Source organism: Sphaerotilus sp. FB-3, from assembly GCF_023706025.1.
Classification (GTDB): domain Bacteria; phylum Pseudomonadota; class Gammaproteobacteria; order Burkholderiales; family Burkholderiaceae_C; genus Sphaerotilus; species Sphaerotilus sulfidivorans.
Map to the genome: position 1 here is coordinate 231,257 of NZ_BQWE01000057.1, position 25,052 is coordinate 256,308.

The 25,052-nt window shown below is 71.0% G+C and carries 20 protein-coding genes and 1 tRNA gene; 13 read left to right on the forward strand and 8 right to left on the reverse strand.

Annotated features, from left to right (window positions below; genetic code table 11):
• Positions 1 to 27: 27 nt before the first annotated feature.
• The 5 genes from clpP to NFT33_RS17705 form a co-directional block, all read right to left on the reverse strand.
• Positions 28 to 636, reverse strand: coding sequence for an ATP-dependent Clp endopeptidase proteolytic subunit ClpP (clpP, locus tag NFT33_RS17685; protein ID WP_037477642.1), 609 nt, complete (start codon positions 634 to 636; stop codon positions 28 to 30).
• 199 nt (positions 637 to 835) lie between these two features.
• Positions 836 to 2,143, reverse strand: a complete 1,308-nt coding sequence (gene tig, locus NFT33_RS17690; RefSeq protein ID WP_149503005.1) for a trigger factor — start codon at positions 2,141 to 2,143, stop codon at positions 836 to 838.
• 71 nt (positions 2,144 to 2,214) lie between these two features.
• A tRNA-Leu gene (locus NFT33_RS17695) sits at positions 2,215 to 2,301 on the reverse strand.
• Positions 2,302 to 2,335: 34 nt separating this feature from the next.
• A complete protein-coding gene (locus tag NFT33_RS17700; protein ID WP_251677288.1) occupies positions 2,336 to 5,473 on the reverse strand; it encodes an efflux RND transporter permease subunit in 3,138 nt (1,045 codons plus the stop codon).
• 24 nt (positions 5,474 to 5,497) lie between these two features.
• Positions 5,498 to 6,613 carry an efflux RND transporter periplasmic adaptor subunit gene (locus NFT33_RS17705; RefSeq protein ID WP_251677291.1) on the reverse strand — a complete coding sequence of 372 codons (1,116 nt, stop codon included), beginning with the start codon at positions 6,611 to 6,613 and terminating at the stop codon, positions 5,498 to 5,500.
• A 216-nt stretch (positions 6,614 to 6,829) separates the two neighbouring features.
• Here NFT33_RS17705 and hpnC point away from each other — a divergent pair, with 216 nt between their 5' ends.
• From hpnC to hpnE, 3 genes are read left to right on the forward strand one after another with little or no spacing between them, the layout of a single operon-like run.
• The gene (gene hpnC, locus NFT33_RS17710; RefSeq protein WP_251677299.1) at positions 6,830 to 7,690 is read left to right on the forward strand and encodes a squalene synthase HpnC; all 861 of its coding nucleotides are present in this window, start codon (positions 6,830 to 6,832) and stop codon (positions 7,688 to 7,690) included.
• A 14-nt stretch (positions 7,691 to 7,704) separates the two neighbouring features.
• A complete protein-coding gene (gene hpnD, locus NFT33_RS17715; protein ID WP_220785782.1) occupies positions 7,705 to 8,547 on the forward strand; it encodes a presqualene diphosphate synthase HpnD in 843 nt (280 codons plus the stop codon).
• On the forward strand, positions 8,544 to 9,830 hold the full coding sequence (gene hpnE / locus NFT33_RS17720) for a hydroxysqualene dehydroxylase HpnE (RefSeq protein WP_251677309.1): 1,287 nt from the start codon (positions 8,544 to 8,546) through the stop codon (positions 9,828 to 9,830). Before hpnD ends, hpnE begins: the two co-directional genes overlap by 4 nt.
• Before the next feature lie 33 nt (positions 9,831 to 9,863).
• Here hpnE and NFT33_RS17725 read toward each other — a convergent pair whose 3' ends face one another.
• Entirely contained in the window at positions 9,864 to 10,448 is a 585-nt protein-coding gene (locus tag NFT33_RS17725; RefSeq protein WP_251677311.1) for a Fe-Mn family superoxide dismutase, read from the reverse strand.
• A gap of 78 nt (positions 10,449 to 10,526) precedes the next feature.
• Entirely contained in the window at positions 10,527 to 11,846 is a 1,320-nt protein-coding gene (gene xseA, locus NFT33_RS17730) for an exodeoxyribonuclease VII large subunit (RefSeq protein WP_251677323.1), read from the reverse strand.
• A gap of 270 nt (positions 11,847 to 12,116) precedes the next feature.
• On the opposite strand from xseA, the gene NFT33_RS17735 reads away from it, so the two are divergent.
• From NFT33_RS17735 to NFT33_RS17770, 8 genes are all read left to right on the forward strand, one after another.
• Positions 12,117 to 12,740: a MotA/TolQ/ExbB proton channel family protein gene (locus NFT33_RS17735; RefSeq protein ID WP_251677324.1), complete on the forward strand. Its 624-nt coding sequence runs from the start codon at positions 12,117 to 12,119 to the stop codon at positions 12,738 to 12,740.
• Positions 12,741 to 12,770: 30 nt separating this feature from the next.
• Complete coding sequence (locus tag NFT33_RS17740; protein WP_037477675.1) at positions 12,771 to 13,202, forward strand: ExbD/TolR family protein; 432 nt, start codon at positions 12,771 to 12,773, stop codon at positions 13,200 to 13,202.
• Positions 13,183 to 14,253, forward strand: a complete 1,071-nt coding sequence (gene lpxK, locus NFT33_RS17745; protein ID WP_251677326.1) for a tetraacyldisaccharide 4'-kinase — start codon at positions 13,183 to 13,185, stop codon at positions 14,251 to 14,253. The genes NFT33_RS17740 and lpxK overlap by 20 nt, the downstream gene beginning before the upstream one ends.
• Positions 14,254 to 14,262: 9 nt before the next feature.
• On the forward strand, positions 14,263 to 14,490 hold the full coding sequence (locus NFT33_RS17750) for a Trm112 family protein (protein ID WP_149502997.1): 228 nt from the start codon (positions 14,263 to 14,265) through the stop codon (positions 14,488 to 14,490).
• On the forward strand, positions 14,487 to 15,272 hold the full coding sequence (kdsB, locus tag NFT33_RS17755; protein ID WP_220785785.1) for a 3-deoxy-manno-octulosonate cytidylyltransferase: 786 nt from the start codon (positions 14,487 to 14,489) through the stop codon (positions 15,270 to 15,272). The genes NFT33_RS17750 and kdsB overlap by 4 nt, the downstream gene beginning before the upstream one ends.
• A gap of 195 nt (positions 15,273 to 15,467) precedes the next feature.
• Positions 15,468 to 16,121 carry an adenylate kinase gene (gene adk / locus NFT33_RS17760; RefSeq protein ID WP_251677328.1) on the forward strand — a complete coding sequence of 218 codons (654 nt, stop codon included), beginning with the start codon at positions 15,468 to 15,470 and terminating at the stop codon, positions 16,119 to 16,121.
• Between the two features lie 161 nt (positions 16,122 to 16,282).
• Positions 16,283 to 17,041 (forward strand): 3-hydroxyacyl-CoA dehydrogenase, encoded by a 759-nt coding sequence (locus NFT33_RS17765; RefSeq protein WP_251677330.1) that lies wholly within the window; start codon positions 16,283 to 16,285, stop codon positions 17,039 to 17,041.
• A gap of 93 nt (positions 17,042 to 17,134) precedes the next feature.
• Positions 17,135 to 18,946: a gamma-glutamyltransferase family protein gene (locus NFT33_RS17770; protein ID WP_251677332.1), complete on the forward strand. Its 1,812-nt coding sequence runs from the start codon at positions 17,135 to 17,137 to the stop codon at positions 18,944 to 18,946.
• 40 nt (positions 18,947 to 18,986) lie between these two features.
• On the opposite strand, the gene NFT33_RS17775 is transcribed toward NFT33_RS17770, so the two are convergent.
• On the reverse strand, positions 18,987 to 20,249 hold the full coding sequence (locus NFT33_RS17775) for an anion transporter (protein WP_251677334.1): 1,263 nt from the start codon (positions 20,247 to 20,249) through the stop codon (positions 18,987 to 18,989).
• A 50-nt stretch (positions 20,250 to 20,299) separates the two neighbouring features.
• On the opposite strand from NFT33_RS17775, the gene dnaG reads away from it, so the two are divergent.
• Positions 20,300 to 22,393, forward strand: a complete 2,094-nt coding sequence (dnaG, locus tag NFT33_RS17780) for a DNA primase (RefSeq protein WP_251677336.1) — start codon at positions 20,300 to 20,302, stop codon at positions 22,391 to 22,393.
• 239 nt (positions 22,394 to 22,632) lie between these two features.
• Positions 22,633 to 24,993, forward strand: coding sequence for an RNA polymerase sigma factor RpoD (gene rpoD / locus NFT33_RS17785; RefSeq protein WP_251677338.1), 2,361 nt, complete (start codon positions 22,633 to 22,635; stop codon positions 24,991 to 24,993).
• Positions 24,994 to 25,052 lie beyond the last annotated feature (59 nt).

The window sequence follows — 25,052 nt, forward strand, 5'->3', positions numbered from 1 at the left end:
GAAATGCCGGGAAACGCCAGCCGGGCATCAGCCGCGCTTGGCGATGACCTGGTCGATCAGGCCATAGGTCTGCGCCTCGGCGGCGGACATGTAGTAGTCGCGCTCGGTGTCGTTCTGGATCTTCTCGAGCGGCTGGCCGGTGCGCTCGGCGAGGATGCGGTTGAGCTGCTCGCGCGTCTTCAGGATCTCGCGGGCATGGATCTCGATGTCGGTGGCCTGGCCCTGGGCGCCGCCGAGCGGCTGGTGGATCATGATCTTCGAGTTCGGCAGCGCGAAGCGCTTGCCCGGTGCACCCGCCGACAGCAGGAAGGCGCCCATGCTGGCGGCCATGCCCATGCACAGCGTCGAGACCTGCGGCTTGATGAACTGCATCGTGTCGAAGATCGACATGCCGGCCGAGACGCTGCCACCGGGCGAGTTGATGTACAGCGAGATGTCCTTGTCGGGATTCTCGCTCTCGAGGAACAGCAGCTGCGCGACGACCAGGTTGGCGGTCTGGTCGTTGACCGGACCGACCAGGAAGATGACACGCTCGCGCAGCAGGCGCGAGTAGATGTCGTAGGAGCGCTCTCCGCGTCCGGACTGTTCGATGACGATGGGCACCATGCCCAGATTCTGCGTGTCGATTGCGCTCATTGCGGACCCTTGAAGCTTCACTCTTGTCTGGCGCGGGGACGTTTCGGACCGGAAAGGCCGCGACGTCCGCGACGAACCCGATTATGGGGGTTTGCGTAATTCAACACCCGGAACGGGTGTGCCGATCATGTGACAAGGGGCGCCTTAGGCGCCCCTTGTGATCGTTTCACCGACTGGAAACGTCGGCTTCAGGCGCGTGTCAGGCGCCCATCAGCTCGTCGAAGCCCAGGACCTTGTCGGTGACCTTGGCCTGACCCAGCACGAAGTCGGTGACGTTGGCCTCGATGACCACCGCCTCGACCTCGGCCATGCGCTGCTGGTCGCCCATGTACCAGGCGATGACGTCCTGCGGACGCTCGTAGCTCTGCGCCATCTCCTCGATGTGGGCACGCAGCTGGTCCGGCGTGGCCGACAGCGAGTTCGCACGCACCAACTCGGCCAGCGACAGGCCCAGGCGCACGCGGCGCTCGGCCTGCGCGGTGAACATCTCGGCCGGGATCGGGGCCTTGTCGGCGTCCTTGATGCCACGCTGCTTCAGGTCGGCACGGGCGTTGGCCACCAGGCGCTCGACTTCCGCATCGACCAGCGCCTTGGGCAGGTCGAAGGTGACGGCCTTCTCGATGGCGTCCATCACCGCCTGCTTGTTGCGGGCGGCGACGCGGAACTTGACCTCGCGCTCGAGGTTCTTGCGGATGTCGGCGCGCAGGCCTTCGACGCCGCCTTCGGTGATGCCCAGCGACTCGGCGAAGGCATCATCGACCACCGGCAGGTTCTGCTGCTCGACCTTCTTCAGCGTGACCAGGAAGTCGGCTTCCTTGCCCGCCACGTCCGAGCCGTGGTAGTCGTCCGGGAACTTCAGCGGGAAGGTCTTGGACTCGCCGGCCTTCATGCCGCGCACGGCCTTCTCGAAGGCTTCGAGCATGCGGCCTTCGCCCAGCAGGAACTGGAAGTCCTCGGCCTTGCCGCCCTCGAAGCGCTCGCCGTCGATCGAGCCGTCGAAGTCGATGGTGACACGGTCGCCGTCGGTGGCTTCCTCGCCGGCGGCGCGCTCGGTGAAGGTGCGGCGCTGCTTGCGCAGGATGTCGAGGGTGCGGTCGATCGCGGCGTCGTTGACCTCGGCGCTGGCGCGCTCGATCTCGACGGCGGTCAGGTCGCCGATGACGACTTCAGGATAGACCTCGAAGACGGCGTCGAACTGCAGCTGGCCTTCGGCGGCGTCTTCCTTCTCGGAGATGCGCGGGGTGCCGGCCACACGGACCTGCGCCTCGCCAGCGGCCTGCGCGAAGGCGGCGCCGACCTTGTCGTTCATCACTTCGTACTGGACCGAGAAGCCGTAGCGCTGGGCCACGACATTCATCGGCACCTTGCCCGGACGGAATCCGTCGGCCTTGACCGTGCGGGCCAGTTTCTTCAGGCGGGTCTCGACCTCGTTCTTGATCTCCTCGGCCGACAGGGTCAGGGTGATGCGGCGCTCGAGCTTGTCGAGGGTCTCCACGGTAACAGCCATGTTCTGAAGCTCTACAGTTGCTTGAATTCAGGAGGGACGTCCGGCGCAGGAAACCGGAAGACGTCTGCATGTGGTGCGCGGGGCCGGACTCGAACCGGCACGCCCGTGAAGGCGTCAGGACCTAAACCTGGTGCGTCTACCAATTTCGCCACCCGCGCGGCCTGCACCGGATTTCCCGGAAAGCGCGACATTCTAGCCGAGTCGCGCGTCGTCCCGTCCGACGCGGAACCAGGCCGCGTACATCGCCGGCAGCGCCAGCAGCGTCAGCGCCGTCGCCACGATCAGGCCGCCCATGATCGCCACCGCCATCGGGCCCCAGAAGACGCTGCGCGACAGCGGGATCATCGCCAGCACCGCCGCGGCCGCGGTCAGCACGATCGGGCGGAAACGCCGCACCGCCGACTCGACCACCGCCTGCCGGTCAGGCACGCCGGCGGCGCGGTCCTGCTCGATCTGGTCGATCAGGATGACCGAGTTGCGCTGGATCATGCCCATCAGCGCGATCACGCCCAGCAGCGCGACGAAGCCGAAGGGCCGGTCGAGCAGCAGCAGCGCAGCCGCCACGCCGGCGATGCCCATCGGGCCGGTCAGGAAGACCAGCATCGCGCGCTTGAAGCTCTGCAGCTGCAGCATCAGCAGCGTGAAGGTGAGGAACAGCATCACCGGCACGCCCTTGGCGATCGAGCCCTGGCCCTTGCTGCTCTCGGCCACCGCACCAGCGACCTGGATGTCGTAGCCCGGCGGCAGGTCGGCGCGCATCTTGTCCAGCGCCGGCCAGATCTCGGCGGTCACGGTGGCGCCCTGCATGCCGTCGGGCACGTCGCCCTGCACGGTCACGGCGTACTGGCGGCCCTCGCGCCAGATCACGCCCGGCTCCCAGACATGGCCGATGCGCGCGATCTGCACCAGCGGCACCGGGCGGCCCGAGGCGGTCGGCACATAGGCGTTGCCCAGATCGGTGATCGCGTCGCGCTCGGACAGCGGCTGGCGCATGACGATGTCGATCAGCTTGTCGCCCTCGCGGTACTGGCCCACCGGCGTGCCGCTGAGCAGCATGCGCGTGGCCTGCGCGATCGACTGGCTGGAGACGCCCAGCGCACGCGCCTTGTCCTGGTCGATCTCCAGGCGCAGCACCTTGACCTTCTCGTTCCAGTTGTCGTTGACGCCGATCAGGTTCGGGCTGGCCTGCAGCACCGCGCGCGCCTTGTCGCCCCACTCGCGCACGATCTGCGGATCGGGTCCGACGACGCGGAACTGCACCGGATAGGGCACCGGCGGCCCGTTGGGCAGCAGCGTGACCCGGCCGCGCGCCTCGGGGAATTCGGCCGCCAGGATCTCCGGCAGGCGCCGGCGCAGCGCCTCGCGCTCGGCCAGGTCCTTCGGCAGCACGATGGTCTGGCTGACATTGGTCTGCGGGAAGATCTGGTCCAGCGGCAGATAGAAGCGCGGCACGCCCGAGCCGACCCAGCTGGTCACGCTCTCGACGCCGGCCTCGCCCTGGAGCCGCTTGTGCAGCCGCTCGGCCAGCCGGTCGCTCTCGGTGATCGTCGCGCCCTCGGGCAGCCACAGGTTGACCAGGATCTCCGGCCGGCTCGAGTCGGGGAAGAACTGCTGCTGCACCCGGCCCATGCCGGCCAGGCCGAGCACGAAGACGCCGATCGTCAGCGCGATCGTGATCCAGCGGTGATCCACGCACCAGCCCACCAGACGGCGGAAGCGGCTGTAGAACGGCGTGTCGAACAGCTCATGGGGCTGGCCGTCGGCATGCGGGCGCACCTTCAGCAGCCGCGCGCCCAGATAGGGCACGAAATAGACCGACACCACCCACGAGATCAGCAGCGCCGCCGAGGTGACCGCGAAGATCGCGAAGGTGTATTCGCCCACCGTCGACTGCGCCATGCCGATCGGCAGGAAGCCGATCGCGGTGATCAGCGTGCCGGTGAGCATCGGCATCGAGGTGGCGTCGTAGGCGTAGGTCGCGGCGTAGAGCCGGTCATGGCCCTCCTCGAGCTTTCTGACCATCATCTCGACCGCGATGATCGCGTCGTCGACCAGCAGGCCCAGCGCGATGATCAGCGAGCCCAGCGAGATCTTGTGCAGCCCGACGCCCCAGTAGTACATGGTGACAAAGGTGATCGCCAGCACCAGGGGAATGGTCAGCGCCACCACCAGGCCCGGCCAGATGTCGATGCGCAGCGGCCGGGTGTGCAGACCCAGGCTGATGAAGCTCACCGCCAGCACCACGACGACCGCCTCGACCAGCACCTTGACGAACTCGCCCACCGACTTGGCCACCGCCACCGGCTGGTCCTGCACCTGGGACAGCTCGATGCCGGCGGGCAGATCCTGGCGGATGCGCGCGACACGCGCCTGCAGCGCCTCGCCCAGCGCGATGATGTCGCCGCCCTTGGCCATCGACACGCCCAGCGCGATCACCTCGCGGCCCTGGTGGCGCACCTTGACCGCCGGCGGATCGATGTAGCCGCGCCGGATGGTGGCCACATCGCCCAGGCGGGTCATGCTGGCCACGCCGGTGCCCGGGTTGACCCCCCGCAGCGGCAGCTGGCGCAGCGCCTCCAGCGAGCCGAACTGGCCGCCCACCCGCACCTGCAGGTTCTGGCTGCCGGCGTCGAGCACGCCGGCGTTCTCGACCGCGTTCTGCGCGCCGATCTGCGCGATCACCGTGTTCAGGTCCAGGCCGAGCTGGGCCAGACGCTGGCCGGAAAGCTCGATGAAGACCTTCTCCGGCTGCGCGCCGAAGACCTCGACCTTGGCGACATCCTTGACCTGCAGCAGCTCGGCGCGGGCGCGGTCGGCGAACTCGCGCAGCTCCTCGCGGCTGAAGCCGTCGGCCGACAGCGCGAAGATCGAGCCGTAGACATCGCCGAACTCGTCGTTGAAGAAGGGCCCGAGCACGCCGGCGGGCAGCGTGCCACGCATGTCGCCGATCTTCTTGCGCGTCTGGTACCAGGTCTGCTGGACCTCCTTCGGCGGCGAATCGTCCTTGATCTGGAAGATGGTCACCGACTCGCCCGGCTTGGTGTACGAGCGGATGATGTCGGCGTGCGGCACCTCCTGCAGCGTCTTCTCGATCTTGTCGGTGACCTGGTCGGCCATCTGCTGCGCCGTCGCACCCGGCCAGTAGGCCTGCACCACCATCGCGCGGAAGGTGAACGGCGGATCCTCGTCCTGGCCGAGCTGGAAGTACGCGGCCACGCCGAGCACCATCAGCACGATCATCAGGTAGCGCGTCAGCGCCGGGTGCTCGAGCGCCCAGCGCGAGATGTTGAAGCCGGAGTGGCGGACCTGGTCGTGAACATGAACCTTCATGGGATCCCCTGGCGACACGAGCGATCAGCGCGAGGCGGCGCGGGCCGGCTCGATGTAGCGGCGCACCTTCTGGCCCGGCGTCAGCACATGCACGCCGGCGCCCACCACCTCCTGGCCAGGCTGCAGGCCCTCGGCCACCAGCACCTGGTTGCCGTCGGCGCCGCTGATGCGCACCGGCTGCGGGCGCACCGTCATCGCCTGCGCATCGAGCAGCCAGACCACGCTGCGCCCGCCCTGCTCGGCCACCGCCGCCAGCGGCAGGCGGATCTGGTCGTCGCGGCGCGGCCGCTCCATCACCACGGTGGCGGTGCGGCCCAGGCGCAGCGCGGCGGTGCCGACATCGGCCTTGGCCACGAAGGTGCGGGTGCTCGCGTCGGCCGCGGCGGCCAGCTCGCGCAGCGTCGCCGGCAGCGTCTCGCTGTCGCCACCCCACAGCCGCACCTGCAGCGCGCCGGCGCGGCCCATCAGCGCGCGCAGCTCGGCGACCCGGTCCTCCGGCACGCTGAAGACCACATCGCGCGGGCCGTCCAGCGCGACGCGCACGATCGGCGTGCCCGCCGCCACCACCGCACCCGGCTCGGCCTCGACCGCGGTGACCACGCCGGCACCTTCCGCCACCAGCCGGGTGTACTGCGCCTGGTTGCCCTGCACGCCGGCCTGCGCCCGCGCCTGGTCGAGCGCGGCCTGCGCCGCCTTCAGCGCGGTCTCGCGCCGCTCCAGCTCGGCCGCGCCGATGAAGCCCTGCTCATGCAGCTCCCGGTAGCGCTTCAGGTCGGCCGCGCTCTGCTCGGCCTGCACCTGCGCGGCGCGCAGGCCGGCCGCGGCCGCTTCCTGCCCCAGCTTCAGATCCGCAGGATCGAGCTGCGCGATCGCCTGGCCCGGCCGCACCGCATCGCCCAGATCGACCTCGCGGCGCAGCAGCTTGCCGCCGACCCGGAAGGACAGCCGCGTCTCGGTGCGCGCCTTCACCTCGCCGGAGAACTCCTGCAGCGCCGCGACGCTGCCGCTCTCGACCTTGATCGTGCGCACCGCGCGCAGCGGCTCCGGCGCCGCTTCCTTCTTCGCGCAGCCGGACAGGGCCAGCACCAGCGCCAGCAGCAGGCTCGACAGGACGACCGGACGACCGGCAGACAGGGACACAGGACGAAGGCACGGGCGAAGGAACATGCGCAGGCTCCGGGAAGAACACGGGAACTTCTGAAACTGACTGACCGGTCAGTAATTCGCTAATGTAGAAGCCCGGTTCGAGCCTTGTCAAACCTCGCGCGGATAATCGGCCCCGCGACGCCGCCGGCTGTCGCGGATCAACATCTCCTCATCGCGAGCCCTCGCGAACAGCGAACAGCAGACAGCGGCATGTCCGTCGACCACTACGAGAACTTTCCCGTCGCCTCGGTGCTGTGCCCGCCGGCGCTGCGCCCGGCGATCACCGCGATCTACGGCTTCGCGCGCACCGCCGACGACCTGGCCGACGAGGGCGACGCCACGCCCGCGCAGCGCGCCGCCGATCTGGCCGCCTACCGCGAGGATCTGCGCTGCGTCGCGCGCGGCCATGCGCCCTCGCCGCGCTGGGCGTCGGTGTTCGGGCCGCTGGCGCCGGTCTTCCGCCGCCATCACCTGCCGCTGCCGCTGCTCGAGGCCCTGCTCGACGCCTTCGAGCAGGACCTGCACCAGAGCCGCTACGCCGACCGCACCGAACTGCTGCGCTACTGCGAGCGCTCGGCCAATCCGGTCGGGCGGCTGCTGCTGCACCTGTACGGCGTGCGCGACGACGACTCGCTGACCCGCTCCGACGAGATCTGCTCGGCGCTGCAGCTGATCAACTTCTGGCAGGACTGCAGCCGCGACCATCCGCGCGGTCGCATCTACCTGCCGCGCTCGGACTGGGCGCGCTTCCGGGTCAGCGAGGAGATGCTGCTGGCCGGCCGCGACACGCCCGAGACCCGCGCGCTGATCGCCGACGAGGTGGCCTGGGCCCGCGCGATGATGCTCGACGGCGCGCCGCTGGCGCTGCGCCTGCCCGGGCGCACCGGCTGGGAGCTGCGGCTGGTGGTGCAAGGGGGCCTGCGCATCCTCGACAAGATCGAGGCGACGGGCTTCGCCACGCTGGCGGCGCGGCCGAAGATCGGTGCGTGGGATGCGCCAGGGCTGCTGTGGCGGGCGGTGCGGATGGGTCGCGGGGCACGCGAAGGTCGCGGCCGCGCCACGCGCACCTGAGACAATCGCCCCCCATGACCACCTCCCCCGAGCACTACGTCCAGGAGAAGGCGGCCGGCAGCGGCTCGAGCTTCTACTACGCCTTCCTCTTCCTGCCGCCGGAGCGCCGCGCGGCGATCACCGCGTTCTATGCCTTCTGCCGCGAGGTGGACGACGTGGTCGACGAGACCAGCGACGCGGGCGTGGCCGCCACCAAGCTGGCGTGGTGGCGCACCGAGGTGCAGCGCGCTTTCTCCGGCGAGCCGACGCATCCGGTCATGAAGGCGCTGATGCCGCACGTCGCTCTCTACCAGATCACGCCGGCGCACCTGCTGGCCGTCATCGAGGGCTGCGAGATGGACCTGCAGCAGAGCCGCTATCTCGACTATCCCGGCCTGAAGCGCTACTGCCACCTGGTGGCGGGCATCGTCGGCGAGGTGGCCGCGCGCATCTTCGGCCAGACCGAGGCGGCCACCACCGCCTACGCACACCAGATGGGCCTGGCCTTCCAGCTCACCAACATCATCCGCGACGTCGGCGACGACGCGCGGCGCGGGCGCATCTACCTGCCGATCGACGAGCTCAAGCAGTTCGACGTCAAGGCGCACGAGATCCTCAACCGCGGCTACAGCGAGCGCTTCACCGCGCTGATGAAGTTCCAGGCCGAGCGCGCCCACCAGGCCTACGACCAGGCACTGGCGCTGCTGCCCGCGGCCGACGCGCGCGCGCAGAAGCCCGGCCTGATGATGGCCAACATCTACCGCACGCTGCTGCGCGAGATCGAGGCGGCCGAGTTCCAGGTGCTGCACCAGCGCATCTCGCTGACGCCGGTGCGCAAGCTCTGGATCGCGATGAAGACCAACTGGCGCGGCCGGTGAGCCGCGTCGCCATCGTCGGCGCGGGCTGGGCCGGGCTGGCGGCAGCGGTCGCCGCGGTCGAGGCCGGCCGCGCGGTGACCGTCCTCGAGATGGCGCCGCAGCCCGGCGGGCGCGCGCGCAGCCTGGCCGCCGAGGGCGCGGCCGGCGGCGATCCGGCCGACCGGCTCGACAACGGCCAGCACATCCTGATCGGCGCCTACACCGCCACGCTCGGGCTGATGCGCCGCGTCGGCGTCGATCCCGACGCGGTGCTGCGGCGCCAGCCGCTGGCGCTGCTCGACCAGGACGGCGTGGGGCTGCGGCTGCGGGCGGGCTCGCCTCTGCTCGAGTTCGGCCGTGCGGTCTGGGCGATGCGGCACTGGCGGCTGTCGGAGCGGCTGGCGCTGAGCTCGGCCGCGCTGGGCTGGCTGCTGCGGGGCTTTCGCTGCGACGCGGGTTGGACGGTGGCGCAGCTCACCGCCGGCCTGCCGGCGCGGGTGCGCGCCGAGATCCTCGACCCGCTGTGCGTGGCGGCGCTGAACACGCCGGCGCCGGAGGCCAGCGCGCAGGTCTTCCTGCGGGTGCTGCATGACGCACTGTTCTCGGGCCCCGGCGCCAGCGACCTGCTGATTCCGCGCCGGCCGCTGGCCGAGCTGCTGCCCGAGCCGGCCTGGCGCTGGCTGCAGCAGCACGGCGCGACGCTGCACACCGGCCGACGGGTGCGCACGCTGGAGCCCGAACCCGCGCCGGGCGGCGGCTGGCGGGTCGACGGCGAGGTCTTCGATCAGGTGGTGCTGGCCTGCCCGCCAGCCGAGGCGGCACGGCTGACGCGCGCGGTCGCGCCCGGCTGGGCGGCGCAGGCCGAGGCCTTCGGCTTCGAGCCGATCATCACCGGCTATGTGCAGGCGCCGGGCGCACGGCTGGCCGCGCCGATGGTCGCGCTGGCCGAGGGGCCGCAGGCGCCGGCACAGTTCGCCTTCGACCATGAGGCGCTGGGGCTGCGGGCCGGGCGCTTCGCCTTCGTGGTCAGCGGCGCGGCACCCTGGGTCGAGCGTGGCCTGGAGGCCACCGGCCAGGCGCTGCTGACGCAGGCCCGCGCGGTGCTGCGCGACCTCGGCGACGGCGCAGGGAACGCGGTGCGACTGGAGCGGCTGGTGGCCGAGAAGCGCGCCACCTTCCGCTGCGTGCCGGGGCTGGCGCGCCCGCCGGCGCAGATCGCGCCGGGGCTGCGCGCGGCCGCCGACTGGGTCGAGGGGCCGTATCCGGCCACGCTCGAGGGCGCGGTTCGCAGCGCGGCGGCCTGAAGACCGCCGCGGCGTGCGGATGCCGGAGAACGCTCAGGCGGCGAAGTTGGCCTCGGCGAACTTCCAGTTCGCCAGGCTGTTCAGGAAGGTCTCGACGAACTTCGGGCGCAGGTTGCGGTAGTCGATGTAGTAGGCGTGTTCCCACACGTCGACGCACAGCAGCGCGGTGTCGCCGGTGGTCAGCGGGGTGCCGGCAGCGCCCATGTTGACGATGTCGACCGAGCCGTCGGCCTTCTTCACCAGCCAGGTCCAGCCCGAGCCGAAGTTGCCCACGGCCGAGGTCTGCAAGGCCTTCTTGAACTCGTCGAACGAGCCCCACTTGGCGTTGATCGCATCAGCCAGCGCGCCGGTCGGGGCACCGCCGCCGTTCGGGGTCATGCAGTTCCAGAAGAAGGTGTGGTTCCAGACCTGGGCGGCGTTGTTGTAGATGCCGCCGCTGGAGGTCTTGACGATCTCTTCCAGGCCCTTGCCTTCGAACGCGGTGCCGGGCACCAGGTTGTTCAGGTTGGTGACGTAGGCCTGATGGTGCTTGCTGTAGTGGTAGTCGAAGGTCTCGACCGACATGTGCGGGGCCAGGGCGTCCTTGGCATACGGCAGGGCGGGCAGTTCGAAAGCCATGTGTGAATCCTTCGTGGTTGGGGTGCGAGAGGGTGAGAGTGCTCATCAAGGGCCGGCGATGCTGCGCGGTGCGCAGGCTCACCGGCCGCTCGGCGGCCCATTGTAGGGAGAAGCCTTTTCTTTCGCAGGACGGGGGCAGACCTCGGTCACCTGCAGCGCCAGCCGGCCGTCGGCCAGCCGGGCCCCGACGCTCGCGCCGGCCTGCACCCCGTCGACGCTGAGCAGCGGCCGGCCCTGCCCGTCCTCGAGCAGCGCATAGCCGCGCGCCAGCACCCGCTGCGGGTCGAGCGCGGCCAGCCGGGCGCCCAGCAGCTCCAGACGGCGCGCGGTCTCGATCTGGCGCTGGCGGCGCGCGTCCGTCAGCCGCTGCGCCAGACGCTCGAGCCGTGCGCGCTCGGCCATCAGCCGCGTGGCGGGCAGACCGGCATGGCGCTGGGCCAGCAGCGCCAGCCGGCGGTGCTGCGCGTGCAGCGCGTCGGCCGGGCGCGACAGGCGCAGCGCCGCGCGGTCCAGGCGCTGCGCCTCGCCGTCGAGCCGGGCCTGCACCCGCTGCCGCAGCCGGCGCGCGAGCTGCTGCAGCGTGCGCAGGCAGTCCTCGCGCGGCGGCGCGGCCAGCTCGGCGGCGGCGGTGGGCGTGGGCGCGCGCAGGTCGGCGGCGAAGTCGGCCAGCGTCGTGTCGGTCTCGTGGCCGACGCCGCAGATCACCGGCACCGCGCTGGCGGCGACCGTGCGCACCACCCGCTCGTCGTTGAAGGCCCACAGGTCCTCGAGCGAGCCGCCGCCACGGCAGACGATCAGCAGCTCGACGCCCTCGACCTGCCCGGCCGCCGCGATGGCGCGCACCAGCTGCGCCGGCGCCTCCGCACCCTGCACCGCGGCCGGACACAGGATCACCTCGACCTGCGGCGCACGCCGCGCCAGGGCGCTGAGCACATCGCGCAGCGCCGCGGCCGCCGGCGAGGTGACCACCGCGATGCGCCGCACGAAGGCCGGCACCGGGCGGCGGCGCGCCGGATCGAACAGCCCTTCGGCCTGCAGCTTCGCCTTCAGGCGCAGGAACTGCTCCATCAGCCGGCCCTCGCCGGCCGGGCGCATCGCCTCGACGATCATCTGCAGCTCGCCGCGCGGCTCGTAGATCGCCAGCCGGCCGCGCAGCTCGACCTGCTGGCCGTCGCGCGGCGAGAAGTCGAGCAGCGACGCCGCGCGGCGGAACATCGCGCAGCGCAGCCCGGCCTCGCCCTCGGGCGCGCGCAGATTGAAATAGCAGTGGCCGCTGGCGGCACGGGTGAAGCCGGCCAGCTCGCCGCGCACCGCCACCGCGCCGAAGCCGTCCTGCAGCGCCTCGCCGACGGCGCGCACCAGCGCCGCGACCTCCCAGATCGGCTCAGTTGCAGGCATGAAGCGCTCCCGGGGCTGATTCTTTCATTCTTCCGCCACACTGATCAAAAAACAGGCAACCCAAGAAAACTCCTTGCCCGAAAAGGACTTGGCGCATCGACTCTCAGCTTATCAACAGACTTATCCACAGGCTTGGTGGACAATCCCGACCGGCCGCCGACCCCTGCCGCAGGAAGGCAAGGCGCGGATCACCCCGGTGTTGAGGCCATAATTCCATGCTGCTGCGCCATGCCGGCACAGCGCTCCGAGCGTTGCCCTGGGGAAAGACCTTTGTTTTCGATCATACAAGCCGCTGGCTGGCCGATCTGGCCGCTGATCCTGTGCTCCATCGCCGCGCTGGCGATCATCATCGAACGCTTCATGAGCCTGCGCGCGGCCCGCATCGCTCCGCCGACGCTGCTCGACGAGGTGATCACCCTCACCCGCAGCGGCCTGCCGGCGCCGGACGTGGTCGACAAGCTGCATGACAGCTCGGTGCTGGGCACGGTGCTGGCCGCAGGCATTCGCGCCGCAGCCACTGACGCCCGCGGCGACGAGGCCCAGCTGCGCAATGCCTTCGAGAATGCCGGCCGCCTGGCCGCGCACCGCCTGGAGCGCTACCTGAGCCTGCTGGGCACCATCGCCTCGGCCGCGCCGCTGCTGGGCCTGCTCGGCACGGTGGTGGGCATGATCGAGATCTTCGGCGCGCAGTCGCCGACCACCGGCAGCAATCCGGAGCAGCTCGCACACGGCATCTCGGTGGCGCTCTACAACACCGCCTTCGGCCTGATCGTGGCGATTCCGGCGCTGGTGACCTGGCGTCACTTCCGCTCCCTGGTCGACGGCCATGTGCTGCAGATGGAGCAGGCCGCCGAGCGGCTGCTGCCCCACCTGCTGCCGCGCGGCCGCCGCTGAACGCCGGCCCGGAGACACCGCACGATGGCGATGAACTTCCGTCCGCGCCGCCCCGACGAGCCGGAGATCAACCTGATCCCGTTCATCGATGTGCTGCTGGTGGTGCTGATCTTCCTGGTCCTGACCACCACCTATGCCAAGTACACCCAGCTGAAGGTCACGCTGCCGGTGGCCGAGTCGAACCGGCTCGACAGCCGCCCGCGCGAGATCATCGTCGGCGTGTCGTCCGAAGGACGCTACAGCATCAACGGCCAGCCGGTCGAGAACGGCGGCATCGACACGCTGACGAGCGCGCTGCTGGCCGCCGCGCAGGGCGAGCGCGACCGCCCGGTCATCATCTCGGCCGACGCGATGGCCGCGCACCAGAGCGTGATCAACGTGATGGACGCCGCCCGCCGCGCCGGTCTGGTGCAGCTGACCTTCGCGACCCAGTCCACCGGCCGTGGCGGCAGCAGCCGCTGAGGACGCCCGCGGCGCGGCCGCCCGCCTCGAGGCGATCTGGCAGCGCGGCGGCGTGGCGCAGTGGCTGCTGCGCCCGCTGGCGCTGCTGCACGCCACGCTGGTCGGCCTGCGCCGCGGCCTCTACCGTGCCGGCCTGCTGCGCCGCGAGCGCCTGCCGGTCCCGGTGCTCGTCGTCGGCAACCGGGTCGCCGGCGGCGCGGGCAAGACCCCGGTGACGATCGCGCTGGTCGAGGCGCTGCGCGCGGCCGGTCGCCGGCCCGGCATCGTCTCGCGCGGTCATGGCCGCAGCGATCTCGCGGCGCTGCACGAGGTGCAGCCCCAGGATCCGGCCGCCACCTGCGGCGACGAGCCGCTGCTGATGCGCCGGCGCACCGGCGCGCCGGTGGTGGTCGGCCGCGACCGCGCCGCGGCCGCGCGCCAGCTGCTCGCCCGCCATCCCGACACCGACGTCATCGTCTGCGACGACGGACTGCAGCACCTGCGCCTGGCGCGCGACATCGAGATCGTGGTCTTCGACGAACGCGGCGCCGGCAACGGCTGGCTGCTGCCGGCCGGGCCCTTGCGCGAGCCGGTGGACGCACCGCCGGCCGGACGTGTCCAGCTCGCGGTGCACAACACCGGCGGCGCCGAGCCGGCGCCCGGCCTGCCGCCGGGCGAGCGCCTGCAGCGACGGCTGGGCGCGCCGGTCGCGCTGGCCGACTGGTGGGCCGGCGTGCCAGACCGCCCCGGCGAGGCGGCCTGGGCCGCGCTGCGCGGACGCCGGCTTCTGGCCAGCGCCGGCACCGGCCAGCCCGCACGCTTCTTCGACGCGCTGCGCGCCCAGGGCCTGGACCTCGACACGCTGGCGCTCGACGACCACCACGGCCATGCGACGCTGCCCTGGCCGGCCACCGCCACCGAGGTGCTGGTCACCGAGAAGGATGCGGTCAAGCTGGACCCGGCGCGCCTGGCCGCCGAACGCCCGGGGCTGCGCATCCATGTGGTTCCACTGGTGCTTCAACTGCCTCCCGGATTGATCTCCACCGTTCTTCAGGCCCTTGCGGCAAGGTAGCATCCCGCCATGGACACCCGACTGATGCAACTGCTCGTCTGCCCGATCTGCAAGGGTCCGCTGACGCACCTGCACGACACCCGCGAACTGCTCTGCCCGGCCGACCGCCTGGCCTTCCCGGTGCGCGACGGCATCGCCGTCATGCTCGAGAACGAGGCACGCAGCGTCGATCCGGACGCGATCGTGCCGCCCCCGGTCTTTCCCGCGCCCGCGCCGAACGCACCGGACACGCCATGACGAGCCTCGACTGCACCGTGCTGATTCCGGCGCGGCTGGCCTCGACCCGGCTGCCCGACAAGCCGCTGGCCGATCTGGCCGGCGTGCCGATGGTGGTGCGCGTGGCGCAGCGCTGCCGCGAGGCCGGCGCGCGTGCGGTGGTCGTGGCCGCCGACTCGCCGCGCATTCTCGAGGCCTGCCAGGCGCACGGCGTCGACGCGGTGCTGACCCGCGCCGACCACCCCACCGGCAGCGATCGCCTCGCCGAGGCCTGCACGCTGCTGGGCCTGGACGGCCGCGACATCGTCGTCAACGTGCAGGGCGACGAGCCGCTGATCGATCCGGCGCTGGTCGCCGCCTGTGCCGAGCGGCTGCAGGCGCATCCGGAATGCGTGATGAGCACCGCCGCGCACACGATCGACAGCGTCGAGGAATACCTCAACCCGAACGTCGTCAAGGTGGTCACCGACGCGGCCGGGCGGGCGCTGTATTTCTCGCGCGCGCCGATGCCCTGGTGGCGCGACGGCCACGCGCAGGGCGTGACGGCGCTGCCCGATCCGGCGCCGCTGCGCCACATCGGCATCTACGGCTACACCGCCGGCTTCCTGCGCCGATTCCCCGCGCTGCCGCCGGCGCCGCTCGAGCAGATCGAGTCGCTCGAGCAGCTGAGGGTGCTGTGGCACGGCGAACGCATCGTCGTGCACCTCAGTCCGCAGCGCCCCGGCCCCGGCGTCGACACGCCCGAAGACCTGGCGCGGGTGCGTCGCATCTTCGAACAGCGCTCGTCCGCGGACACCCGCTAGACCATTCCGCGCCCGACGCAAACCCTGGGCAGACCCTGACACGAAGTGTCAGTTTCATCACAGGGGGCCCGTGCTATTCTGGAAGCGATTCTGACAATGCACTCGCCCGCGTCGGCAACAGCGCTCAATCACACGCAAAGCACAGTCATGCCGGGCCATCGGCCCGGCACCGTTTTTCAGAGACCGAGGAGATTCATGAGACTGATTCTGTTGGGCGCACCCGGCGCCGGCAAGGGCACGCAGGCTGCTTTCATCTGCAAGCAGTTCGGCATTCCGCAGATCTCGACCGGCGACATGCTGCGCGCCGCCGTCAAGGCCGGCACCCCGCTGGGCATCGAGGCCAAGAAGGTGATGGACGCCGGCGGCCTCGTCGGCGACGAGATCATCATCGGCCTGGTCAAGGAACGCATCGCGCAGCCCGACTGCGCCGGCGGCTTCCTGTTCGACGGCTTCCCGCGCACCATCCCGCAGGCCGACGCGATGAAGGCCGCGGGCGTCAAGCTGGACTATGTGCTCGAGATCGACGTGCCGGACGCGGACATCATCGGCCGCATGAGCGGTCGGCGCGTGCATGTGGCCTCGGGCCGCACCTACCACGTCGTCTTCAATCCCCCGAAGGTCGAAGGCAAGGACGATGTCACCGGCGAGGACCTGATCCAGCGCGATGACGACAAGGAAGAGACGGTGCGCAAGCGTCTGGAGGTCTACCAGAGCCAGACCCGCCCGCTGGTCGACTACTACTCGAGCTGGGCCGCCACCGGCGACGACAACGCCCCGAAGTACCGCGCCATCGCCGGCGTGGGCAGCGTCGACGAGATCACCGCCCGCGCGCTGGCCGCGCTGAGCTGATCGCCGGCAGCGCGCCCGCCGCGCTGCCCGCCTCCCGACAAGGCCGCCCTGAGCGGCCTTTTTCGTTTTCCCCAGTTGACGTTTACGTCAACGTCAACCAGCATCACGCCCCACCGGACCTCACCCACAACCCCGCAACGCACAAGGCAGGAACACATTCCATGGACATCGCAGGCAAGGTTTTCATCGTCACCGGCGCGGCCTCGGGCCTGGGCGAAGGCGCAGCGCGCATGCTGGCGCGCGAGGGCGCGAAGGTCGTCATCGCCGATCTGCAGGCCGAGCGCGGCCAGGCGGTCGCCGACGAGATCGGCGGCGCCTTCGTGCGCTGCGATGTCTCCAGCGAGGACGACGGCCGCGCCGTGGTGGCGCAGGCGCTGTCGATGGGTGCGCTCTTCGGCCTGGTCAACTGCGCCGGCATCGCGCCGGCAGCGCGCACCGTCGGCAAGGACGGCGCGCATGCGCTGGGCCTGTTCGCCAAGGTCATCCAGATCAACCTGGTCGGCAGCTTCAACATGATCCGCCTGGCCGCCGAGGCGATGGCGAAGAACGCGCCCGAGCCCACCGGCGAGCGCGGCGTGCTGATCAACACCGCCAGCATCGCCGCCTTCGACGGCCAGATCGGCCAGGCGGCCTACGCGGCCAGCAAGGGTGGCGTGGTCGGCATGACGCTGCCGATCGCGCGCGACCTGTCGAAGAACGGCATCCGCTGCATGACGATCGCGCCGGGCATCTTCGGCACGCCGATGCTGTTCGGCATGCCGCAGGAGGTGCAGGATGCGCTGGCCGCCGGCGTGCCCTTCCCGAGCCGCCTGGGCAAGCCCGAGGACTACGCCAAGCTGGTGCAGCAGATCGTCACCAACGACATGCTCAACGGCGAGGTGATCCGCCTGGACGGCGCGATCCGCCTCGCGCCGCGCTGACCGATCGGCGGCACCGCGCCGCCCGGAGGCGGCGACTTCATGCCACCATCGTGACCTGCATCACGACTGCCCCCGCAGCTCCAGGGAGAACGCATGATCCTTCGCCGCCCTGCCCCGGCCCTGCTGGCCGCCGCCACGCTGCTGGCGGCCTGCGCCACGCCGCCGGCGCCGCCCCCCGACGCCGGCCTGCCACGCCAGCCCGAGATCGCCACCGGCCAGCAGGCTGCCCGACCCGCCAGCCGGCATGCACGGTTCGCGGTGGCCGCGGCCAATCCGCTGGCCACCGAGGCCGGCCGGCAGATGCTCGCGCGGGGCGGCTCGGCGCTGGATGCGGCGATCGCGGTGCAGATGGTGCTGACGCTGGTGGAGCCGCAGTCCAGCGGCATCGGCGGCGGCGCCTTCCTGCTGCACTGGGACGGCCAGCGCGTGCAGGCCTTCGACGGCCGCGAGACCGCGCCGGCCGCCGCCGACGAGCGCCTGTTCCTGACACCCGAGGGCAAGCCGATGGCCTTCCATGACGCGGTGGTCGGCGGGCGCTCGGTCGGCGTGCCCGGCACGGTGCGCATGCTGGAAATGGCACACGCGCAGCACGGCCGGCTGCGCTGGGCCGCGCTGTTCGAGCCGGCGATCCGTCTGGCCGAGACAGGCTTCCCGGTCAGCCCCCGGCTGCACGCGATGCTGCAGGCCGACGCCCACCTCCGGAAGGACCCGACGGCCGCCGCCTTCTTCTACCAGCCCGACGGCACGCCCTGGCCGGTCGGCCACTGGCTGAAGAACCCGGAGCTGGCCGAGGTGCTGCGCCGCCTGGCGCGCGACGGCTCGCGGGCGCTGCACGAGGGCGAGATCGCGCAGGCCATCGTCGCCAAGGTGCAGGGCCATCCGGGCAATCCGGGCCGGATGACGCTGGCCGACCTGGCCGGCTACCACGCCAAGGCGCGCGAAGCGATCTGCCACGACCACACGGCAGGTTCACGGCGCTGGAAGATCTGCGGCTTTCCGCCGCCCAGCTCCGGCGCGATCGCGGTCGGCCAGATCCTGGGCCTGATGGCACGCACCGGCGCGGCGCAGGAGCCGCTCGCTACCGACACCGGCCTGCCCTCGGCCGACTGGCTGCACACCTACATGGAGGCCTCGCGGCTGGCCTTCGCCGACCGGGCGCAGTACCTGGGCGATCCGGACTTCGTGCCGGCGCCCGGCGGCGACTGGCGCAGCCTGCTCGACCCCGCCTACCTCGACGCGCGGGCGCGGCTCATCCATGCACAGCGCGCCCCGACCGCGCCGGCCGGTGTGCCCGGCCCGGTGCGCACCAGCTTCGCGCCGATGGCCGAGCAGATCGAATACGGCACCAGCCACATCAGCATCGTCGACGCCGAGGGCCGCGCGGTGTCGATGACCACCACCATCGAGGACGCCTTCGGCGCGCGCCAGATGGTGCGCGGCTTCCTGCTGAACAACGAGCTGAGCGACTTCAGCTTCGCGCCCGCCGACGCCACCGGCCGTCCGGTGGCCAACCGGGTCGAGCCGGGCAAGCGCCCGCGCTCGTCGATGGCGCCGACCCTGGTCTTCGATGCCGAGGGCCGGCTGGCCGCCAGTGCCGGCAGCCCCGGCGGCGCGCTGATCATCCACTACACCGCGCGCACGCTGCACGGCCTGCTGCAGTGGCGGCTCGACCCGCAGGCCGCCATCGACCTGCCCAACTTCGGCACCACCGGCGGGCCGGTGGTGCTGGAGAAAGGCCGCTTCCCCGCCCCGGTCATCGAGGCGCTGAAGGCCCGCGGCCACGAGGTGCGCGAGCAGGACATGACCAGCGGCCTGCAGGCGATCGCGCGCGGCACGCAGGACGGGCGGACGATCTGGCGGGGCGGCGCCGATCCGCGGCGCGAAGGCGTGGTGCTGGGCGACTGAAGCCCGAGCAAGTGCCCGGCCAGCCGGCTGCCCGCCCGCCTCAGCGCAGCGCCAGCCAGCCCGCCACCATCGCCAGCGTCACGAGCGTCACCGGCACGCCGGTGCGCGCGTGGCGGCGCCAGTCGATCGTGATGCCGCAGCGCGCGGCGGCATCCACCACGATGAGGTTGGCGATCGAGCCGACGATCAGCAGATTGCCCGCCATCGTGCTGACCAGCGCCAGCGTCACGCCGACGTGCTCCCCTTGGGCGAGCGGCATCAGCACCATCACCGCCGGCACGTTCGACACCAGATTGCTCAGGCCGAGGGTGGCGACGAAGAGCGTGGCCGGGTCGGCCAGATCCACGCCCTGCGCGCCCAGCCAGGCCACCGCCTGACGGGTCAGCCCGGTCAGCTCCAGCGCCTGGTTGACGACGAACAGGCCCATGAACAGGATCAGCAGCTCCCAGTCGATCAGGCCCATCACCTTGGACGAATGGAAGCGCTGGCTCAGCAGCAGCACGCCCGCGCCGGCCAGTGCGGCCACATCGCGCGGCCAGTCGGTGAACAGGAACACCCCGACCAGCGCCAGCGCCACGCCCAGGCCCTTGGCGGTCTGCCAGCGGTCGAAGGGCGGCACCTCGGCGGTGAGGGCGGCGAGCTGCGCCGGATCCGGCTCGGCCACCGGCGGCGTGCTGCGCATCTGCCCCGCCAGCAGCGCCCACAGCGCCAGCAGCCCGGCGACGACCGGCCCGATCGCCTCCTGCGCATAGCCGGCGAACGGCATCTTCAGCACCTCGCCGATCAGCATGTTCTGCGGATTGCCGATCAGCGTCGCGGCCGAGCCGATGTTGCTCGCGCAGGCCAGCCCGAGCAGGAAGGGCACCGGATCGAGCCGCCGGCGCAGGCAGGCCTCGGCCAGCACCGGCGCCACCGCCAGGCAGACGATGTCGTTGGAGAACACCGCCGACAGCACCGCAGACACCGCGATCACCACGCCCATCAGCGCCGCCGGCCCCACCGGCAGCGCCGCGATGCGCCGGGTCACCGCGCCGTAGAAGCCGCCCAGGCGCATCTGCGCCGAGATCACCATGAAGGAGAACAGCAGCAGGATGGTCGGCAGGTGGATCGCGCGGGCGGCGTCCTCAGGGGTCATCACCTCGGCGCCGACGATGGCGATCGCGCCCAGCAGCGCCACGCCGGTGCGGTCGAGATGCAGCCGCGGCAGGCCGCCCAGGATCATGCCGAGATAGACGGTGGCGAAGACGGCCAGCACATAGGCGTCGTGCAGGCCTTCGGAGGACAGGAGCGCGGGCAAGGACATCGCGGCATTCTAGAAAGGGCCGCCGAGGGCGCTCCGCTAGACTCCGCCGCGTGATACCCCAAGGCTTCATCCAGGACCTGCTCTCCCGCGCCGACATCGTCGACGTGGTGGGCCGCGCCGTGCCGCTGAAGAAGGCCGGCATCAACTACAAGGGCCTGTGCCCCTTCCACGGCGAGAAGTCGCCCAGCTTCGTCGTCAGCCCCTCGCGCCAGACCTACCACTGCTTCGGCTGCGGCGTGCATGGCAACGCGGTCGGCTTCCTGATGGAGCACGGCGGCCTGGGCTTCGTCGAGGCGGTCAAGGATCTGGCCGGCGAGCTGGGCCTGACCGTGCCCGACGACGACCGCGACCCGCGCGAGCGCGAGCGCGCCGCCCAGGCCCGCGAGAAGCAGCTCTCGCTGGTGGACGTGCTCGCCAAGGCCTGCCACCACTACCGCGGCCAGCTCAAGGGCAGCCGCCGCGCGATCGACTACCTGAAGGGCCGCGGCCTGACCGGCGAGATCGCCGCGCGCTTCGGCCTGGGCTATGCGCCGGCGGGCTGGCACGGCCTGGCCAGCGCCTTCGGCGAATACGACGACCCCAAGCTGGTCGAGTCCGGCCTGGTCATCCTGCAGGACGAGGCCGGCGAGCAGCGCCGCTACGACCGCTTCCGCGACCGCATCATGTTCCCGATCCGCAACCCCAAGGGCGAGGTCATCGGCTTCGGCGGGCGGGTGCTGGACAAGGGCGAGCCGAAATACCTGAACTCGCCCGAGACGCCGGTCTTCCTGAAGGGCCGCGAGCTCTACGGCCTGTTCGAGGCGCGCGCGGCGATCCGCCAGCGCGGCTTCATCCTGATCACCGAAGGCTACATGGACGTGGTGGCGCTGGCGCAGCTCGGCGTGGGCAACGCGGTGGCGACGCTGGGCACCGCCTGCACCGCCGACCATGTGGCCAAGCTGCTGCGCTTCGCCGAGCACCTGGTCTTCAGCTTCGACGGCGATGCGGCCGGGCGGCGGGCGGCAGCGCGCGCGATGGAGGCGGTGCTGCCGCATATCGGCGACACCCGCAGCTTCCGATTCCTCTTCCTGCCGGCCGAGCACGATCCGGACACCTTCATCCGCGAGCACGGCACCGAGGCCTTCGAGCAGTGCATCGCCGAGGCGGTGCCGCTGTCGCGCCAGCTGCGCGCCATCGCCGCCGAGGGCTGCGATCTGACGACGCCGGAGGGCCGCACCCGCATGCTCGCGCAGGCCCGCCCGCTGTTCGAGCTGATTCCGGAGGGCCTGCTGAAGGCGCAGCTGCTCGACGAGCTGGCGCGCGACGGCGGCGTCTCGTTCGAGGTGCTGGAGCGGCACTGGAGCGCTGCCGGCCGCCCCGGCCACGGCCCGGCCCGCGCGGCCGGCGAGCCGACGGCACGTCGCCAGGAGCCCGCCCGCGCCCGCGCCGAGACCGATCGCGCGCCCGCACCGCCGCCGCACTGGGACGACATTCCGCCCGACGACCGCGCGCCGCAGGCCGAGTCCGCCGCGCAGGATCCGCTCGGCTACGACCCGCGCGACGACGGCACGCCGGCACACCGGCGCTTCGAGCGCGGCCACGGCCGCCCCTTCCGGCGTGACCGCGAGGGCCGCGAGGGCCGCGAGGGCGAGCGTGAGCGCGGCCGCTGGCGCGACCGCCGCGGCGGCGACGCCACCGCCTCGCCGCGCAGCACGCCGCCGCGCACCGCCTCGCTGCTCGACCAGATCGCCTGGACGCTGGCCTGCGGTCTGGCGGCCTGGGAAACGCTGCCCGCCGAGATGCACGACCAGCTGGTGCAGCAGCCCGCGCCGCACGGCGCGCTGTTCTCGCGGCTGGAGCAGCTGCTGCACGACGAGGGCGCGCTGCCGCCGGAAGAACTGCTGCCCCTGCTGCGCACCGAAGCCGAGGAGGCCGGCACCGGCGCGCTGCTGGCGCGCATGGAGCGGCTGCTTGCGCTGGGCAGCCTGCCGGCCGCCGGCGATCTGCCGGTGCTGATCGACCGGCTGCGGCTCGAGCAGGTCGCCGACGAATGGAATCTGCTGATCGAGTCCGGTCCTCTTTCAGAGGCCGCTCGGGCGCGCGGGACAGAGCTCAATGCCCTGAGGGCAGCGCTGAAATCGAGGCTCAGTGGCGGCGCTGTATAATTGAAGGTTGGTTTCGATGCGGCAAGAGTGACAGCAGCGCCTGCCGGCCCCGGCCACCCGCGACACGGGCATGACATGACGGCCACTTCCTCCGCCAGCGCTGCATTCAAGACAGTTCACGCCAGCTTGCCCGCCCGAACGCAGAGTCCGCGCCGCGTGCCGAAAGGTCCGTGGCTTCTCGGACTTGAGTTGCGGGCTCAAAGCCTCACCGTATCCGAGCACCCCAGCCGAGGAATCGCATGACCGCGAAGAACAGCCCCGACCAGACTTCCCCGACGAACAGCGCCGCCGCCCCGGCCGCCGCTCCGCGCACCGTGCGCGTGGTGCGTGCGGTCAAGGCCGTCAAGCCCGAAGCCACGCCGACCCCGACCGTCGCCGCCGCGCCGGTCGCCCCGGTCGCCGCGCCGGCTGCCGCGCCGGCTGCCGCTGTGCCGTCCGGTGAGCCGGTCGTCGTGCGCCGCGGCCGCAAGCCCAAGGCCGCCAGCGCGGACACCGCCAAGGCCGCCGACAGCAGCAAGAAGACCCCCGAGGCGAAGAAGAAGCCCGGCCTGGAAAGCGCCGACGACGACTTCACCGACCTCGAGGGCGAACTCGACGCCGAAGCCGATGTCGAGGCCGAAGCCGACCCCGAGGTCGAGGCCGCCGCCGAGGAAGACAGCGGCGAGGCCGACAAGCCCAAGGCCAAGCCGCTGCGCATGAAGGTCAGCCGCGCCAAGGAGCGCGCGCTGATGCGCGAGTTCGGCCTCGACGAGACCACCCTGACCGAAGAGGAAGTCGCCAAGCGCCGCCAGGAGCTGAAGACCCTCATCAAGATGGGCAAGACGCGTGGCTACCTCACGCACCAGGAGATCAACGACCACCTGCCCGAGAAGCTGGTCGAGAACGAGATCCTGGAAGCCATCATCTCGATGCTCAACGACATGGGCATCGCGGTCTACGAGCAGGCGCCTGACGCCGCCACGCTGCTGATCGCCGGCGGTGGCACGACCACCTCGACCGAGGAAGAGGCCGAGGAAGCCGCCGAGGCCGCGCTGTCGACCGTCGACTCCGAGTTCGGCCGCACGACCGACCCGGTGCGCATGTACATGCGCGAGATGGGCACGGTCGAGCTGCTGACGCGCGAGGGCGAGATCGAGATCGCCAAGCGCATCGAAGGCGGCCTGCAGGCGATGATGCTGGCGATTTCCGCCTCGCCCGCCACCATCGACGAGATCCTGGCGATGGCCAACCGCATCCGCGCCGGCGAGATGCAGATCTCCGAGGTGGTCGACGGCTTCGTGTCGTCGGAGGAAGCCGACGACTATGTCGCCGAGGAAGACTTCGACGAGTTCGACGAGGACGAGGAAGAAGGCGCCGGCACCTCCAAGGCGCTGACGAAGAAGCTCGAGGAGATGAAGAACCAGGCGCTGTCGCGCTTCGACGCGATCCGCGACGAGAACGCGAAGATGCGCGCGGCCATCGAGTCCAAGGGCTACCGCTGCGACGCCTACAACGCCGCGCAGGAAGCCATCAGCGCGCAGCTGATGACCATCCGCTTCACCGTCAAGACCATCGAGCGGCTGTGCGACCTGCTGCGCTCGCAGGTCGACGACGTGCGCCGCTACGAGCGCGAGCTGCGCAAGATCGTGGTCGACCGCTGCGGCATGCCGCAGGAGCACTTCATCAAGGTCTTCCCGCCGAACATGCTGAACCTGGCCTGGGCCGAGGGCGAAGTCGCAGCCGGCAAGGGCTACAGCGCGGTGCTGAGCCGCAACCTGCCCGCGGTGCAGGAGCTGCAGCAGAAGCTGATCGACCTGCAGAAGCGCGCGATCGTGCCGATCGACGACCTGAAGGCGATCAACAAGCGCATGAACGAGGGCGAGGCCAACTCGCGCGAAGCCAAGCGCGAGATGATCGAGGCCAACCTGCGCCTGGTGATCTCGATCGCCAAGAAGTACACCAACCGCGGCCTGCAGTTCCTCGACCTGATCCAGGAAGGCAACATCGGCCTGATGAAGGCGGTCGACAAGTTCGAATACCGCCGCGGCTACAAGTTCTCGACCTACGCGACCTGGTGGATCCGTCAGGCCATCACCCGCTCGATCGCCGACCAGGCCCGCACCATCCGGATTCCGGTGCACATGATCGAGACCATCAACAAGATGAACCGCCTGTCGCGTCAGCATCTGCAGGAGTTCGGCTACGAGCCGGACGCGCCGGTGCTGGCCGAGAAGATGGACATGCCGGAGGACAAGATCCGCAAGATCATGAAGATCGCCAAGGAGCCGATCTCCATGGAAACGCCGATCGGGGACGACGACGACAGCCATCTGGGCGACTTCATCGAGGACACCAACAACACCGCGCCGATCGAGGCCGCGATGCAGTCGGGTCTGCGCGATGTCGTGCGCGACATCCTCGACAGCCTGACGCCGCGCGAGGCCAAGGTGCTGCGCATGCGCTTCGGCATCGAGATGTCCACCGACCACACGCTGGAAGAGGTCGGCAAGCAGTTCGACGTGACCCGCGAGCGCATCCGCCAGATCGAGGCCAAGGCGATCCGCAAGCTCAAGCACCCGAGCCGTTCGGACAAGCTGCGCACCTATCTGGACAATCTGTAAACGCCCCGAAGACCCCGCGAATGAGCGGGGTCTTATCACTTCTGCAACCTTTGGATGCG

Excerpts from the sequence above, each read along its gene's own strand:
- clpP (WP_037477642.1), bottom strand. The coding sequence starts at position 636 with ATGAGCGCAATCGACACGCAGAATCTGGGCATGGTGCCCATCGTCATC.
- tig (WP_149503005.1), bottom strand. The coding sequence starts at position 2,143 with ATGGCTGTTACCGTGGAGACCCTCGACAAGCTCGAGCGCCGCATCACC.
- NFT33_RS17700 (WP_251677288.1), bottom strand. The coding sequence starts at position 5,473 with ATGAAGGTTCATGTTCACGACCAGGTCCGCCACTCCGGCTTCAACATC.
- hpnC (WP_251677299.1), top strand. The coding sequence starts at position 6,830 with ATGTCCGTCGACCACTACGAGAACTTTCCCGTCGCCTCGGTGCTGTGC.
- hpnD (WP_220785782.1), top strand. The coding sequence starts at position 7,705 with ATGACCACCTCCCCCGAGCACTACGTCCAGGAGAAGGCGGCCGGCAGC.
- NFT33_RS17725 (WP_251677311.1), bottom strand. The coding sequence starts at position 10,448 with ATGGCTTTCGAACTGCCCGCCCTGCCGTATGCCAAGGACGCCCTGGCC.
- xseA (WP_251677323.1), bottom strand. The coding sequence starts at position 11,846 with ATGCCTGCAACTGAGCCGATCTGGGAGGTCGCGGCGCTGGTGCGCGCC.
- NFT33_RS17740 (WP_037477675.1), top strand. The coding sequence starts at position 12,771 with ATGAACTTCCGTCCGCGCCGCCCCGACGAGCCGGAGATCAACCTGATC.
- NFT33_RS17750 (WP_149502997.1), top strand. The coding sequence starts at position 14,263 with ATGGACACCCGACTGATGCAACTGCTCGTCTGCCCGATCTGCAAGGGT.
- kdsB (WP_220785785.1), top strand. The coding sequence starts at position 14,487 with ATGACGAGCCTCGACTGCACCGTGCTGATTCCGGCGCGGCTGGCCTCG.
- adk (WP_251677328.1), top strand. The coding sequence starts at position 15,468 with ATGAGACTGATTCTGTTGGGCGCACCCGGCGCCGGCAAGGGCACGCAG.
- NFT33_RS17765 (WP_251677330.1), top strand. The coding sequence starts at position 16,283 with ATGGACATCGCAGGCAAGGTTTTCATCGTCACCGGCGCGGCCTCGGGC.
- NFT33_RS17770 (WP_251677332.1), top strand. The coding sequence starts at position 17,135 with ATGATCCTTCGCCGCCCTGCCCCGGCCCTGCTGGCCGCCGCCACGCTG.
- NFT33_RS17775 (WP_251677334.1), bottom strand. The coding sequence starts at position 20,249 with ATGTCCTTGCCCGCGCTCCTGTCCTCCGAAGGCCTGCACGACGCCTAT.
- rpoD (WP_251677338.1), top strand. The coding sequence starts at position 22,633 with ATGACCGCGAAGAACAGCCCCGACCAGACTTCCCCGACGAACAGCGCC.